This is a genomic window from Aeromonas sp. MR16 (assembly GCF_022549315.1).
Taxonomy (GTDB): domain Bacteria; phylum Pseudomonadota; class Gammaproteobacteria; order Enterobacterales; family Aeromonadaceae; genus Aeromonas; species Aeromonas aquatica.
The window spans coordinates 20,565-35,512 of sequence record NZ_JAKZFK010000039.1; the positions used below are offsets into that span (position 1 = coordinate 20,565).

Genomic DNA, 14,948 nt, shown 5'->3' on the forward strand with positions numbered 1-14,948 from the left:
ACCAGCGACGATCGTCGCTGGTTTTTTTATGGCGCCATGGAAAGGGCACTCAGCCTGTCAGCTGCTTGGTAAACTCCGCCATCGGCACTGGCCTGCCATAGAGGTAGCCTTGCTGGAAGGCCACATTGCGCGCCCTCAAGTAAACGGCCTGCACCTCGGTCTCCACCCCTTCCGCCACCAGTTGCAGGCCGAGCCGGGTCGCCAGGTCGATGACGTTCTCGACGATGTGGCTGGAGAGCGCATCCGAGCCGATCATGCCGACGAAGCTCTTGTCTATCTTCAGAAAATCGACCTGGAAGGCTTGCAGGTAGGCGAGACTGGAGTGGCCGGTGCCGAAATCGTCGATGGCGATGAAGACCCCCAGCGCATGCAACTCGGCGAACAGTCGATCTGTGGTCTCGTCCGCGACGATCAGCTCCCGCTCGGTCAGCTCAAGCACCAGCTTGATAGGGTTCGCCTCGAACGCCTCGATGAAATCGCGGCAATCCTCCACCAGACTGAGGTCGTGGCAATGGCGGGCACAGATGTTGAACGCGAAATGAAACCCGGCCGGCAGTTCATGGGCCCGGCCGGCGAACTGGGCGCGCACTTGCCTCATCAGCGAACGGGTCATGGGCACGATGAGCCCACTGTCCTCCGCCATGGGGATGAAGCGATCCGGCGAGATCATGCCCTGCTGGGGATGCTGCCAGCGCATCAGCACCTCGCAACCGCTCCAGTGGGCGTCTTCTCCTGCCACCACGGGTTGCAGATAGGGGATGAACTCCTGATGGTCCAGCGCCCGCCTCAGTTCCTGCTCCGGGGAGGTGGAGCGCCCCGTCAGCCAGAAGGCGCCGCCCCCGAACAGCAAGCTCAGCAAGGGATAGAGGATGAGGCTGACCTTGGAGTAGTCCCACAGATGGGCACCATAATCGCGGTTCGAGATGCTGGTCACCACCTTGAAGGGATACTTCTCTGACGCCTGTTCCAGATAGCCAGGGGTGTCGGGGGCAAGCAGCTGATCCGTGAGTCGACTGTCCCGCAACAACATCTGCGGGCCCACCACCAGCCCGAGCGGCGAGTCGCGGCTCATCATGTCCAGGATGTTGAGCAGATAGTAGCCATCCACCCCCACCAGCACGGCGTATTTCCCCACCTCCTGGCGGTAGACGATGAGCGGCCTGTTCGGCGTCACCGGGTTGCCCCTCATCAGGTCGAGCTTGCCCCCGACGTAGTTGTCGAGATCGATCTCCCCCTTGACGGGGCCGTAGAGGGAGGTGCAGTAGATGCGCTCCCCCTCGGTCAGGCCGACGCTGCGCACGTCCGGCACCGTCGCCACCTGATCCCGCAGCCCCTGCACCACCTCGAGACAGGGCTTGCCGACGCTCCCCATCACCGCCGAGGCGGCCAGCTCGGCATTGTCCAGGGTACGCTCGAACATGTGTTTCGCATGCAGCAAATGCTGCTCCGCCTCCTGCCTCACCCCGGTCATGGTCTGCCAAATGGTGACAACAATACCAAGCACCATGGGCAAGAGGCCTGCCAGCAGGGAGAAAACCAGGCGACGTTGGTATTGGCGCGCCTTCAGACGATGAAACGGCATAATTCTCCACGACTCCAGCGGTGAAAAAGCAAACAATTTTACAGCTTGTCGCCGGCTTGGCAAGTAATGAGGGACTCAAAAGCTCGCCAGGAATTCATCGTCCCCCTTAAAACAGGCCTCCAACACATATCTTTATCGACAGGCTGCCAAGGGGGCATCTGCGTCACCGGATCTGGCTCCAATGTCGGGGCCAGTCCGAATGACAAAACAATAATACCCGCAAAAACAACCGCTTGTTCATCTGCGTCCGGCCCTCTAGAGTAGAGTCAACGGCATCGGGGAGGCAGCACATGAAGATACTGATCACGGGGGGGACCGGATTCATCGGCCGTCGTCTGGTGGCCCATCTCAAGGTACAGCACGAAGTGATGGTGCTGACCCGTCAGGGCAGCCGGGCCTACGATCTGCTCGGCCACGACGTCAAGCTGCTCGATAACCTGGACCGGCTGGACGATCTCAATGACGTGGACATCGTCATCAATCTGGCTGGCGAACCCATCGCGGCCGGGCGCTGGAGCGAACCCCGCAAGCAGTTGCTGTGCAACAGTCGCTGGCTGCTGACCGAACAGCTGGTCGACCTTATCAAGCTATCGAGCAGCCCGCCCCGCCTGTTGCTCAATGCCTCCGCCATCGGCTGGTACGGCCGCCAGGGGGATGAGCCGCTGGACGAGCGGTGCAATCATCCCCATGACGAATTCACTCACCGGCTCTGCCAGCAGTGGGAGCAGCTGGCGCTGCAGGCCAGGAGCCCGCAGACCCGGGTCTGCATCCTGCGCATCGGGCTGGTGCTCGGCCAAGATGGCGGCGCCCTGCCCAAGCTGCTGCCCCCCTATCGCCTCGGCCTCGGCGGCCCCATGGGCTCGGGCCGCCAGGTGATGAGCTGGATCCACATTCAGGATCTGGTGCGCGCCATGCTGTTCCTGCTGGAGCACGAGGAGTGCAACGGCATCTTCAATGGCACGGCCCCCCAACCGGTCGACAACAACACCTTCAGCCAGAGTCTGGCTCGCAGCCTGCGCCGCCCCCACCTGCTCTGCGTGCCGGCCGGGGCGCTGCGCCTGCTGATGGGAGAGTCGGCGGATCTGCTGCTCACCGGCCAGCATGTGCTGCCCGCCCGCCTGCAACAGGCGGGCTTCCATTTCACCTATCCCGAGCTGCCCCTGGCCCTCGACGACCTGCTGCACACCCCGCGCTGAGCGCCCATAAAAAATCCCGGCCAAGGCCGGGATCGTCTGATTTTCGCAAACAGGCAAGCCGTAGGCTCGATGACACCACTTGGTGGCTAATCGAACCTACAGCAGCCCCTGCCCCAGCCCTCTGAGTCGGTCGCTCAGGGTGCCCGCCAGCAATTGACGGCGCATGCCCTGGCCGGCCAGGGTCACCAGCAGGGCCCCCAGCAGCGGCAAGCCAGCCCAGATGGCCCAGTGGAACTGCCACTGCCCATCGAACCACCACCACTGCAGGCCAAAGGAGCAGAGCTCCACCACCATGGCGGCGCACAGCCCCGCCAGCGCGCCGCTCGTTACCAGCTCCCAGCGCAGCATCTTCTCCAGCAGTTTGCTGCCGGCCCCCAGGGTGCGCATCAACAGCAGCTCCCGGCGCCGGGCGGACATGCTGGCCTGGGTCTGGGTCAGCAGCACCAGCAGGGCGGCCACGGTCACCAGCCCCAGCATCAACCCCAGCGCCCGGCTCACCTGATCGGAGACAACGGTGAGCCTGGCGATCAGATCCTCAACATCGATGAGGCTGACGGTCGGGTGGCGGCGGATCAGCTCCACTTCTGCGCTGCGTCCCTCGGCGGGCAGACGATAGCTGCCGAGCCAGGTCTGGGAGAAGGGCGCCAGCACGTCGGCGGAGAAGATCATGTAGAAGTTGGGTCTCATGTTGTCCCACTTGATGGACCTCAGGCTGGTCACCCTGGCCTCGAAGCTGCGCCCCTCTATGGTGAAGCGCAGGGCGTCGCCTAGGGCGATGCCCAGCTGGCCGGCCAGCACCTCGTCGACGGAGACCTCCCCCTTGCCGCCGAGCCATTGGCCCGAGGTGACCTGATTGTCGGGTGGCAGGGTCGCAGTAGTGGTGAAGTTGAGCTCGCGGTTCACCCCCTCCCGCGCCGCATCCTCACCCACCGCCTGACCGGCGATCCGGGTCAAGCGCCCCCGCACCATGGGGTAGAAGTCCGAGGTGATGGCGCCGGCACCCTGCAGATCAGCCAGGATCCCGTCCCGCTCATCGTCGGCCACATTGACCAGGAAGCGATTGGGGGCATCCGCAGGCAGGCGGGCAGAAAAATCATCCAGCAGATCGACCCGCGCCGCCCACAGCAGGCCGAACAGCATCAGCGCCAGGGCGAAACCCGCCAGCTGGAACAGGCCGCTGCCCCGCTCCCGGGAGAGGTGGCTGATGGCGAGGCGCAGGGCGTGGGGCCCATTGAGCCGGCTGCCAAGGCGCAGCAATCCGGAGGCGAGCAGCGCCAGCAGCGCCATCAACAGCCCCATGCCACCGATGAGGCCGAGCGCCAGCCTGGCATCGGCGGTGAAGCCCCACACCAGGGCAAACAGGCCGAGCAGCCCGACGGGTAGCGCCAGCCAGGGCGGTATCCCCGCTTCCAGCTCACGGCGCAGCACCCGCAGTGGCGGCACCCTGAGCAGGCGCAGGAAGGGCACGAAGGCCAGCAACAGAGTGATAAAGAAGGCGACCGAGATGCCGAGGACGAACGGCCGCCAGGAGGGAGGCGGCAGATCGCTGGGCAGCAGATCCCCCAGCAGTTGCAGCGTCAGCCACTGCATGGCGCTTCCCGCCACCAGGCCGATCAGGGCTCCTATCAGGGTCAGGGAGGCGAGCAGTGTGCCCATCAGCTGCCAGAGGGTGCGCCGCGACGCGCCCAGCGTCTTCAGCAGGGCCACCATGTTGGTCTGGCGCTCGGCGAAGTGGCGCACCGCTATGCCCATGGCCAGGGCCCCGAGCAGCACCCCCGCCAGGGAGGCCAGGCGGAAGAAGCGCTCGGCATTGGCGAGGGACTTGCCCACCTGGGAGCCCTGATCGTCCGGCTTGAGCAGCTTCTGCCCGGCCTTCAGCTTGGGTTTGAGCCAGCGCTCATACTCGGCTATCTGCTCGCGAGAGCCCTTGAGCAGGTAGCGCCACTGCTGACGACTGCCCGGCAACAGCGCGCCGGTCGCCTCGACATCGGCGCTGTGGATCAGCGCCCGCGGCGCCATCTGGAAGGGGCTGAAGCCCTGATCCGGCTCCTGGCCCAGCTCACCCGCCACGGTCAATTTGGTATTGCCGACTTCCAGTTCGTCCCCCGGCTTGGCGCCGAGCAGCTTCATCACCCGATCGGAGAGCCAGATCTCGCCGGGAGCCGGTGCCCGCTGCGGCATCAACTCCAGCTTGCCGTAGAAGGGGAAGTCGCTCGGCACGGCGCGGATGGAGGCCAGTTGCAGCCCATCGCCGTGAAACAGCATGCTGTTGAAGCTGACCGTGGTCTGGACCGCGAGGCCCGCCTCTGCCGCCTGTTTGAGCCAGGCCTCCGGTGCCGGGGTCGCGGATCGCAGCACCCGGTCGGCGCCGATGAAGTCACGGCCGGACGCCTTGAGCCCTGCATCCAGCCTGTCCGCCACCAGCGCCACGCTCAGCACGCAGGCCACGCTCAGGGCCAGCGCCAGCACAAACCAGCGCAGCTCACCGTTGAAACCTTCCCGCTTCAGCAGCTTGAATCCCAGTCGCCACTGACTCATGGCAGCTCCCTGACGCGGGGGGCCAAGACAACGTCGGATGCCGGCGCATCCGCTTCCAGTCGCCCCGCCGCCATCACCACTTGCCGCTGGCAGCGCTGGGCCAGTTCATGATCATGGGTCACCACCACCAGGGTAGTGTTATGTTCTCTGTTCAAGCGAAACAGCAGTTCGATCACCGTCTCCCCTGTCTTGCTGTCGAGGTTGCCGGTCGGCTCGTCCGCCAGCAGCAGGCTGGGGCGAGTCATGAAGGCCCGGGCGATGGCGACCCGCTGCTGCTCGCCGCCGGAGAGGCGCGGCGGCAGATGGTGCAACCGCTCACTCAGCCCCACCTCGGCCAACAGCTCGCGGGCCCTGGGTTCACAGTCGGTTTCACCGCGCAGCTCGGCCGGCAACATGACGTTCTCCAAGGCGCTCAAGGTCGGCAGCAACAGGAAGGACTGGAACACGAAACCCACCTGTTCGGCCCGCAGCCTGGCTCGCCCCTCCTCGTCCAGCCGGGTCAGGGACTGACCGAGGATCTCGATGTCGCCGCTGCTCGGCAAGTCCAGCCCGGCCAGCAGGCCAAGCAGGGTCGACTTGCCGGAGCCGGAGGCACCGACCAGGGCCAGCGTCTCGCCGGTATTGACTTGCAGGTTTATCCCTTCAAGGATGGTGAGGCTTTCCTGGCCGAGACGGACGGTTTTGCCAAGCCCTCTGACGGTGATGATGGGGGTCGAACTCATGATGCGTTTCCTGTTTCCCTTGGCCCTAAATGACAATACATAATGTTTCCTGGTTACCCAGGCCTTTACTGACAATTAATGATGGGAGTTGAATCCATGGCGCGTTTTCTGTTCGCCTTAAGTTGCCTGTGTTGCTGGGTGTCGTCCGTGCAGGCCCAGACCCTGCTGGTGCTGGGGGACAGCCTGAGTGCCGGCTACCAGATGCAGGCCGAGCAGAGCTGGCCTGCCCTGCTCGATCAGAAATGGCAGCAGCAGGGGGGTACCCACAGGCTCATCAACGCCAGCATCAGCGGTGAGACGACCCAGGGCGGACTGGCTCGCCTGCCCACCCTGCTCGAGGAGCACAAACCGGACTGGGTGTTGATCGAACTGGGGGCCAACGATGGCCTGCGCGGCTTCGCCCCCGCCATCACCCGGGCCAACCTGGCCAAGATGGTGGCGCTGACCAAGGCCAGCAAGGCGAAGACGGTGCTGACCCAGATCCAGTTGCCCCGCAACTATGGCGCTCGCTACCTGCAGCAGTTCGAGCAGATCTTCCCGGATCTCGCCAAGGCCAACGAACTGCCGCTGATGCCTTTCTTTCTGGATGATATTGCGCTGCGCCCTGAACTCATGATGAACGATGGGCTTCACCCGACGGCCGCGGCCCAGCCACAGATCCGCGACCGGGTCGCCAGCTTTATCGAGCCCCTCTTGACCCAGTGACCCCAAGGGGCGAACGCTGGCTCCAACCCACCAAAACGAACGCACCCGCCAAGGCGGGTGCGTTGCTATCTGTCTTTGCCAGATCCAGAGCCTCAGGTTCTGACCCATGCATTCTTGAATCCCCTGCCAGCAGGCCAGTTCGACTGTAAGTCGGCTATGACCGGCTGAGTCGGGTTCACACCCCCAGGATCTGACGCATGCGCTCCTGGGTCACCCCGACCAGCAGATCGGGCTGGAACTTGGAGATGAAGCGATCACATCCCACCTTCTTGACCATGGCCTCGTTGAAGTTGCCGCTGAGCGACGTGTTTAGGGTGATGAAGAGATCGGACATGCGCGGATCGCTGCGCACCTCATGGGTGAGCCGGTAGCCATCCATCTCGGGCATCTCGGCATCGGTGATCATCAGCATGATCTCGTCGGTCACCTTCTTGCCCGCATCGCACCACCCCTTGAGCAGCTTGAGCGCCTGCAGCCCATCCTGACACTCGATGACCTCGAGCCCGAGCTGGGCGAGCGTCTCCCGCACCTGATTGCGCGCCGTGCTGGAGTCGTCGACGATCAGCACCCGGCGACCCTGCATCTGGGGCAGGATGTCCTTGTCCAGCACCTCGGCCGAGATGCGGATGTCATAGGTGATGATCTCGGCAAGCACCTTCTCCACGTCGATGATCTCGACGATCTGATCGACACCTCCCTCGGGGATCCGGGTGATGGCGGTCAGGTAGTTGGAGCGGCCGGCCGAGCGGGGGGGCGGCAGTATGTCCTTCCAGGTCATGTTGACGATGTGGGCCACCTGACCCACCAGGAAGCCCTGAATGGTGCGGTTGTACTCGGTGATGATGAGGTTGGATTCGTTGTCGACCGCCATGGGGCGCATGCCGATGGCGCCGCGCAAGTTGATGACGGGAATGGAGACGCCGCGGATGTTCGCCACCCCGCTGATGTTGTGATGGGAGCCCGGCATCTTGTTGAGATGAGGCAGCTTCACCACCTCCCGCACCTTGAACACATTGATCGCAAACAGCTGCCGGGATCCCAACCGGAACATCAGCAACTCCAGGCGATTCTCCCCCACCAGCTGGGTACGTTGATCCACCGAATCCAATATGCTCGCCATATAACGCCCTTACGTCCGTTTCCCGAGTGCCGCCACCGTAGCACGGCGTCGACATACCAATCAGACCCGCATTCCCCCGCCATAGGCGCAACGCAAGTCCCTATAGAAATAATGAAAAGGGTCGAGGAAAGATAGGATCTTGACCGCGGGGCGTGATCCTCGCCCCATAGCCGCCGCATAGAGCGGGAAACCCGATCGCCATCGGCCCGACAAGAGGGTTATCGACCAGGAGGGGACAATGCTGAGCTGGGGATTGGTCTGAGGTTCCAAAAGCGCGAGCTTATGCTGCGCCCATAAAAAAACCGGCCGCAAAGCGGCCGGTCAAAAAAATACAGTAGGCAGTCAGGGAATGACTTAGAAGTGGTACTGCATGGCCACGCCAACGACGTCGTCGGTGTTCTGACCGAACTCGTTGTAACCATCAGTATCGCCACCGCTCAGCAGGTTGGCCTTGTAATCAACGTAAACGTCGAAGTTTTCGTTGATGTTGTACCAGGCACCGATAGAGACGTATTCGGTCAGGGTGTCGTCGAAGGTCTCACCCTTCACGTCCAGGCGGTTATACGCCAGGGACGGCTTCCATTGACCCCAAGTGTACTGAACCACGGCTTCGTAACCGTTGCTCTCGTCGGCGTAGCCGTCGTTGCCAGCCTGGTTCACATAGACGTGGTCTTCGCCATAGGCGTAGGTCGCGGCAGCGTACAGGTTGTTGGCGTTGTACTTGATACCAACGGCGGTCAGCTTCGCATCGCCGTCACCACCGAAGTTGGAATTGGCGCTCTGGTCGGCAGTCTTGCCAGCCTGGTTATAGGCCAGACCCAGGCTGATACCCATGTCGAAGTTGTAGTTGGCAGACAGGGCATAACCTTCGGCGGAACCCTTGGTCCAGCTGGAGGCGCTCTCGTTCTGAGCTTCGTTTTCGCCAGTGAACTGAGCACCCAGCACCAGGCCGTCGAAGGTGTAGAGGTACTGAGCCAGGCCGTTGGTACGACCGGTACCGAAGACTTCGGTACCCTTGCCCAGGCCATCGCCGCCCCACTCTGGCAGAACGTCGGTGTAATCGTTAACGGCCTTGGCAATCAGACCGTCCTGACGACCGTAGCTGAAGGCGCCGAAACGATCGTTCTTCACGCCAACATAGGCGTAACGCAGTTCGTTATCGGAGCTGTTGGTCGGCACGTTGTACTGAACAAAACCGTTAGCAACGGTTTCGTTGTTGATGCGGGTTTCGCCAGCGATATTCAGACGCAGGTAGCTCTGGTCGCCGTTTTCGCTGTCGTTGTCACTACCGTAGTACATACCTTGAACACGGCCACCGATGTCCAGCTTGGTACCGTCTTGGTTGTATACGGTAGAAGCCTGGGCAGCACCTGCCAGCAGCAGGCTGGAGATGGCCATAGTCAATGCTGTCTTTTTCATTGTTCGTTCCTCTGGTGTAAACACTAATCAGACCTGCAGACCTGTGCTCGGTCATTATGATCGGGTCTATGTTCCGATGACCTAGGGTAGATCCCCGAACCTTGACAGGAACTGAAGCGGTTGGTGATTAGTTCGAAAAAGCGGGTTCCAATCAGATATCAGCGACATAAAATGTCGCTGACATTGACAAGTGCAGCCCATTTAAACAAGGAGAATGGATTTATTGCAGATTAATAAACCAGTTAAAGGGAAAGATGCAGATGATGATATTGACACATGCATCATTAAAGCCCAAGCATGAACATATCGGCACTGCGAGAACGACGCCAGCCCCGACATGGCGCAGGCCCGGCCTGACAGCCGGGCGGGCGGGTATTCAGGCCGGTGTCCATTCCTGCATGACGCGCAGCAAGTCTTTCCAACTGAGGATGCCGACCAGAGCGCCGTTCTCCAGTACCGGCAGGCAGGAGACATGCTGCGCCAACATCATGCTGGCCGCCTCTTGCAGTGGTCTGTCCGGGGCTATGGTGACGGGCTGGCGACTCATGATCTGGTGGGCGCGCCGGTTGAGGGTCTCGGTATCACGGTTCATCTGCGCCTCGGTGCCGAGATAGGGGCTGAGGGCACGCAGCAGATCCCTGTCCGAGATGACGCCGACCAGTGCATCCTCTTCCAGTACCAGCAGGTGACGAAAGTGGGCCTGCTCGAAGATCTCCTTGATGACATTGAGCCTGTCATCCATGGAAACGGTCGCAACCCGGGTCGTCATGATCTCTTTAATCAGCATGGCAGCCTCCTGTCCCCTGACAGATGTCTCTGTTATGGCACGTTTTTCTTGCCGCAGCCAGCCAGGCCCCCCAGCCTAAAGTGCAAATCTGCGCCATTTCACGTAAGATCCGCGCCAGTTTCTCTCCTTCCATTGAGCCAAGCAGATCCATCCATGATAGTTGCCAGTCAAATCGAACTGATCCGCGGCGGCCGCACGCTGCTGGACAACGCCTCCTGCACCATACATCCCGGCCACAAGGTGGGTCTGGTAGGCAAGAACGGCTGTGGCAAGTCCACCTTCTTTGCGCTGGTGCGGGGCGAGTTGGCCATCGACAACGGCAGCTTCAGCCTGCCCGCCGGCTGGCAGATAGCCGGCGTCGCCCAGGAGACCCCGGCGCTGGACTGCTCAGCGCTCGATTATGTGATCGACGGCGACAAGGAATTCCGCGCCCTGGAGGCCCAGCTCGCGAAGGCCGAGCAGGATGACAATGGCCTGCTGGTGGCCGAGCTGCACGGCAAACTCGACACCATAGGTGCCTACAGCATCCGCTCCCGCGCCGCCGAGCTGCTGCATGGCCTCGGCTTTAGCGACGATCAGCTTGGCTCGCCGGTGCGCAGTTTCTCCGGTGGCTGGCGCATGCGCCTCAACTTGGCCCAGGCGCTGCTGTGCCGCTCCGACCTGCTGCTGCTGGATGAGCCGACCAACCACCTGGATTTGGACGCCGTCATCTGGCTGGAGAAGTGGCTCAAGGGCTACCAGGGCACCCTCGTCCTTATTTCTCACGACCGCGACTTCCTCGATTCGGTCATCAACCGCATCATCCATATCGAGAACGGCAAGCTGAACGAATACACCGGCGGCTACTCCGATTTCGAACTGCAACGGGCCGAGCAGCTCGCCCAGCAGCAATCCATGTACGAGAAGCAGCAGCGGGAAATCTCCCACATGCATGCCTATGTTGACCGCTTCCGCTACAAGGCCTCCAAGGCCCGTCAGGCCCAGAGCCGCCTCAAGGCCATGGAGCGGATGGAGAAGCTGCTGCCGGCCCACGTTGACTCCGAGTTCAGCTTCGAATTCCGCGAGCCGTCGGCCCTGCCGACCCCGCTCATCGCCATGGAGAACCTGTGCGCCGGTTACGGCGACAAGGTGATCCTGGAGAAGATCAAACTCAACCTGGTACCGGGTTCGCGTATCGGCCTGCTGGGGCGCAACGGCGCCGGCAAGTCCACCTTCATCAAGATGCTGTCGGGTTCCAACCCGCCGCTGTCGGGCAAGCTGGAGGTGAGCGCCGGGGTCAGTATCGGCTACTTCGCCCAGCACCAGCTCGAGACCCTGCGTCTCGATGACACCCCCCTCGACCACCTGGTCCGCCTCGCACCGGACAAGACAGAGCAGGAGCTGCGCAACTACCTCGGCAGCTTCGGCTTCCACGGCGACAAGGCGCTGGACAAGGTCGCCCCCTTCTCCGGCGGCGAGAAGGCGCGGCTGGTGCTGGCCCTGGTCACCTGGCAAAAGCCGAACCTGCTGCTGCTCGATGAACCGACCAACCACCTGGATCTGGAGATGCGCCACGCCCTGACCATGGCGCTGCAAGGCTTCGAGGGTGCCATGGTGGTGGTCTCCCACGACCGTCACCTGCTGCGCACCACCACCGATGACTTCTATCTGGTGCACGGCGGCCGGGTCGAGCCGTTCGACGGCGATCTGGACGACTACCACAAGTGGCTCGGCGAGCAGGAGAAAGAGGCGAACGCCAAGCCAAGCGATGGCCCAGTGGCCGCCAACTCCGCGGTGGCCCGCAAGGATCAGAAGCGGCGCGAGGCGGAATTCCGCCAGCAGACCCGGCCCCTGCGCCAGAAGCTCGAGAAGCTCGAGGCCAGCATGGAGAAGCTGCAGACCCGGCTCGCCGAGGTGGAAGAGCAGCTGGCCGACCCCGCCATCTACGAAGAGAGCGCTAAAACCAAGCTCTCCGAACTGCTCAAATCCCAGGGCCCTATAAAGGAAGAGCTGGAAGGGGTCGAGCTGGAGTGGATGAGCCTCAGCGAGGAACTGGAAACCCGGGAGCAGACCTTCTTTGCGTGATGAACTCTCGATGACCGCCGAGCGGGTGGCCAGCCATGAACTGCCCAATCCGGTCGATTTCTGGCACTGGAGCAGCAAACGCTATGCCGAGCGCAGCCAGGACTGGCTCGAGGTGCAGACGCTCGGCGGCAACGTCAATCTGGCCCTGCTGCTGCACCGGCTGGATCAGGATGGCATCCTGGTCGAGCTCGCCGATCTGCAACCGGCGCTGGTGCAGACCGAGGTGGTGCTGACCCCCTGGCGGGCCCTGCGCCAGAACGCCAAGGCACGCCTGGATGAAGCCGAGTACCAGTCCATGCTGGCTCACGAACTGGAGCTGGAACGGTTGCAGCAGGGGGTCCTGTTGCAGACCCTGCGCGGCCTCAGCCTGGTGCGGGGCAACAGCCACAACTTGTTGAACTACCTATCGTTATTGGGAGCCCTTCAGGGCTCCCTCAGAGACCTAATATGCTGAGTTATCGCCACGCTTTTCACGCCGGCAACCACGCCGACGTGCTCAAACACGCCGTTCAGGCCCTGATCATCGAGTCCCTCAAGAAGAAGGAGAAACCCTTCATCGTGCTGGACACCCATGCCGGTGGCGGTCTCTACGACCTGCGCGGCGACTGGTCCCAGAAGAAGGCGGAGTACGCCGACGGCATAGGCCGGCTGTGGGACGAGCGGGCCCAGTGGTCCGCCATGGCGCCCTATCTTGGCGTGATCGAAGAGATGAATAGCGATGGTCAGCTGCACTACTACCCGGGTTCCCCCGAGCTGTCGCGCCGTCTCGCCCGCGAGCAGGACAAGCTGGCCCTGATGGAGCTGCACAACAACGAGGTGGAGGACCTGCGCGCCAACATGGGCTATGACCCCCGCGTCGCCGTGCACCACCGTGACGGCTTCGAGGGGCTGATCGCCCTGCTGCCCCCCACCCCGCGCCGGGGACTGGTGCTCATCGACCCCCCCTATGAGCTGAAGGAAGACTACTTCGCCGTGGTCGATACCCTGAAAAAGGCACAGAAGCGCTGGGCCACCGGCATCTATGCCCTCTGGTATCCCATTCTGGGGCAGGAGGCGGACAAGTCCCGCGACATGCTCAAAGCGATCAAGCGGGAAAACTTCGGTAACGTCTTGGTGGCCGAGCTGGAAGTGGCCGGTCAGACCGCCGACTGGGGCATGAACGGCTCAGGCATGCTGATCGTCAGCCCCCCCTGGATGCTGGCCGAACAGATCGAGGCCTTCCTCAAACCCCTGTGCGCCAAGCTGGCTCAGGGCGCGGGTGCCCATTACAGGGTGGAGTGGCTCAACAAGGCAGCCGACTGAGCCCTCACCGACCGAATGACAAAGCCCCGAAAGGGGCTTTTCTCTGTCTGCCGTTGCCGGGATGACGCCTCAGACCCAGACCGGCAGATCTCGCCAGAGCGCCAGCACAAGCAAGGCCAGCAGGGCCAAGGGCGGGAACAGACAGAGCAGCACGCACAGAACGGTGATAAGCACAGGATGGCGGCTCTTGCGCCGCGCCAGTCGCCAGGCCACCACGCCGGCGACGATCATCAGCAGCAGGGCGAACAGCACAAACAGGTTGGCATTGAGGGTCATGAAAGCTCCTTTTTCATGGCAAAAGGCACACTCTAGCGCCGTTATGGTCCCATGCAAGTCCCCAACCTGGTGGCTTCTCCCCCGGTCGATAGGCATTTTCTATTTAGTCAATAGATGAGAATGGTTTTCATTTGATGTAATTCCGGGTGATACTGCACTCATCGCCAGAGGAGACACCATCATGAAAAAGACCATCAGCTTCGCCGTTCTGCACTTCAGTGTTGCCTTCACAGTGGCTTACCTGCTGACCGGTGAACTGCTCACCGCCAGCCTGATCGCCCTGATAGAGCCTGCCGTCAACACCGTCGCCTTCTACTTTCATGATCTGGGCTGGCACAAGTTCAAACCCGAGCACAGCCTGCAGGCCAAGACCAGCAGCTTCGCCCTGGTGCACTTCTCCGTCGCGTTCGGCGTCGCCTACCTGCTGAGTGGCGAGCTGCTCACCGGCGGCGTGATGGCGTTGATCGAGCCTGCCATCAACACCGTGGTCTTCTTCTTCCACGAGCGGCTGTGGCGCGCCCGCCAGCAACTGGCACTGGCCTGAGCAACCGTACTTCAGCCATGCCGTTGCAACACTTGTTTGCCAAAGGATGCTGTGTAGTGGTCAACTAAATCCGGACACTTGGTTAGGCCGAGCCTCGGCTTTTGCTGGCGGTATCCCGTCATTGTGTTGATGTGGACGGCGCCAGTTGTAGTAATCCATCAGGTAGTAACTGATATCCCGTTTCGCCTCCCGCAGGCTCATGTATCCCGTTACCGGGAGCCACTCTGACTTCAGGCTTCTGAACAACCGCTCCATCGGGGCGTTATCCCAGCAGTTGCCACGCCGACTCATGCTCTGGGTCATGCGATAGCGCCACAGTCGTTGCCGAAATGCCCGACTGCCGTATTGGCTGCCCTGGTCAGAGTGAAACAGCACACCAGAGGGGCAACCTCGTTGCTGATAGGCCATCTCCAGCGCTTTGATTGCCAATTCTGCATCAGGCTTGTCAGACATCGCCCAGCCAACGACCCGGCGGGTATGGAGGTCAAGAACCACTGCCAGGTAATTCCAACAACCTCCGACCCAGACGTAGGTAATATCGCCACACCACACCTGATTGGGTTGCGGAGCATCAAATTCGCGGGCCAGCAGATTGGGAATATCCGGTCGTTCAGATTGGGCGGCCTTATAACGGTGTGCGCCCGGCTGCTTGGATGCCAGCCCGCCTTCCTTCATCAGGTTACGTACTTTGAA

At 62.0% G+C, this 14,948-nt stretch carries 14 protein-coding genes; 6 read left to right on the forward strand and 8 right to left on the reverse strand.

The window, feature by feature from the left end:
• Window positions 1–49: 49 nt before the first annotated feature.
• Window positions 50–1,582 (reverse strand): EAL domain-containing protein, encoded by a 1,533-nt coding sequence (locus tag MM194_RS19755; protein WP_241344630.1) that lies wholly within the window; start codon window positions 1,580–1,582, stop codon window positions 50–52.
• 290 nt (window positions 1,583–1,872) lie between these two features.
• Here MM194_RS19755 and MM194_RS19760 point away from each other — a divergent pair, with 290 nt between their 5' ends.
• Window positions 1,873–2,778, forward strand: coding sequence for a TIGR01777 family oxidoreductase (locus MM194_RS19760; protein ID WP_241344631.1), 906 nt, complete (start codon window positions 1,873–1,875; stop codon window positions 2,776–2,778).
• A 96-nt stretch (window positions 2,779–2,874) separates the two neighbouring features.
• Here MM194_RS19760 and MM194_RS19765 read toward each other — a convergent pair whose 3' ends face one another.
• Both MM194_RS19765 and MM194_RS19770 read right to left on the reverse strand, forming a co-directional pair.
• Entirely contained in the window at window positions 2,875–5,316 is a 2,442-nt protein-coding gene (locus MM194_RS19765) for an FtsX-like permease family protein (RefSeq protein ID WP_241344632.1), read from the reverse strand.
• Window positions 5,313–6,038, reverse strand: coding sequence for an ABC transporter ATP-binding protein (locus tag MM194_RS19770; RefSeq protein ID WP_033129555.1), 726 nt, complete (start codon window positions 6,036–6,038; stop codon window positions 5,313–5,315). Before MM194_RS19770 ends, MM194_RS19765 begins: the two co-directional genes overlap by 4 nt.
• 96 nt (window positions 6,039–6,134) lie before the next feature.
• On the opposite strand from MM194_RS19770, the gene MM194_RS19775 reads away from it, so the two are divergent.
• Entirely contained in the window at window positions 6,135–6,743 is a 609-nt protein-coding gene (locus tag MM194_RS19775) for an arylesterase (RefSeq protein WP_042644332.1), read from the forward strand.
• Between the two features lie 175 nt (window positions 6,744–6,918).
• On the opposite strand, the gene MM194_RS19780 is transcribed toward MM194_RS19775, so the two are convergent.
• The 3 genes from MM194_RS19780 to MM194_RS19790 form a co-directional block, all read right to left on the reverse strand.
• Window positions 6,919–7,863 carry a chemotaxis protein CheV gene (locus tag MM194_RS19780; protein WP_033129553.1) on the reverse strand — a complete coding sequence of 315 codons (945 nt, stop codon included), beginning with the start codon at window positions 7,861–7,863 and terminating at the stop codon, window positions 6,919–6,921.
• A 354-nt stretch (window positions 7,864–8,217) separates the two neighbouring features.
• Window positions 8,218–9,282: a porin gene (locus MM194_RS19785; RefSeq protein ID WP_033129552.1), complete on the reverse strand. Its 1,065-nt coding sequence runs from the start codon at window positions 9,280–9,282 to the stop codon at window positions 8,218–8,220.
• A gap of 376 nt (window positions 9,283–9,658) precedes the next feature.
• Window positions 9,659–10,069 carry a CBS domain-containing protein gene (locus MM194_RS19790; RefSeq protein ID WP_241344633.1) on the reverse strand — a complete coding sequence of 137 codons (411 nt, stop codon included), beginning with the start codon at window positions 10,067–10,069 and terminating at the stop codon, window positions 9,659–9,661.
• 153 nt (window positions 10,070–10,222) lie between these two features.
• On the opposite strand from MM194_RS19790, the gene MM194_RS19795 reads away from it, so the two are divergent.
• From MM194_RS19795 to rlmJ, 3 genes are read left to right on the forward strand one after another with little or no spacing between them, the layout of a single operon-like run.
• The gene (locus tag MM194_RS19795) at window positions 10,223–12,133 is read left to right on the forward strand and encodes an ABC transporter ATP-binding protein (RefSeq protein ID WP_241344634.1); all 1,911 of its coding nucleotides are present in this window, start codon (window positions 10,223–10,225) and stop codon (window positions 12,131–12,133) included.
• On the forward strand, window positions 12,126–12,587 hold the full coding sequence (locus MM194_RS19800; RefSeq protein ID WP_033129549.1) for a DUF2390 domain-containing protein: 462 nt from the start codon (window positions 12,126–12,128) through the stop codon (window positions 12,585–12,587). Before MM194_RS19795 ends, MM194_RS19800 begins: the two co-directional genes overlap by 8 nt.
• Window positions 12,581–13,435 (forward strand): 23S rRNA (adenine(2030)-N(6))-methyltransferase RlmJ, encoded by an 855-nt coding sequence (gene rlmJ, locus MM194_RS19805; RefSeq protein ID WP_241344635.1) that lies wholly within the window; start codon window positions 12,581–12,583, stop codon window positions 13,433–13,435. The genes MM194_RS19800 and rlmJ overlap by 7 nt, the downstream gene beginning before the upstream one ends.
• 69 nt (window positions 13,436–13,504) lie before the next feature.
• Here rlmJ and MM194_RS19810 read toward each other — a convergent pair whose 3' ends face one another.
• Window positions 13,505–13,711: a hypothetical protein gene (locus MM194_RS19810; protein WP_241344636.1), complete on the reverse strand. Its 207-nt coding sequence runs from the start codon at window positions 13,709–13,711 to the stop codon at window positions 13,505–13,507.
• Window positions 13,712–13,892: 181 nt separating this feature from the next.
• On the opposite strand from MM194_RS19810, the gene MM194_RS19815 reads away from it, so the two are divergent.
• A complete protein-coding gene (locus tag MM194_RS19815; protein ID WP_241344639.1) occupies window positions 13,893–14,255 on the forward strand; it encodes a DUF2061 domain-containing protein in 363 nt (120 codons plus the stop codon).
• 60 nt (window positions 14,256–14,315) lie between these two features.
• Here MM194_RS19815 and MM194_RS19820 read toward each other — a convergent pair.
• Window positions 14,316–14,948 (reverse strand): IS3 family transposase (locus MM194_RS19820; protein ID WP_241344641.1); only part of this gene is annotated, 633 nt, incomplete at its 5' end.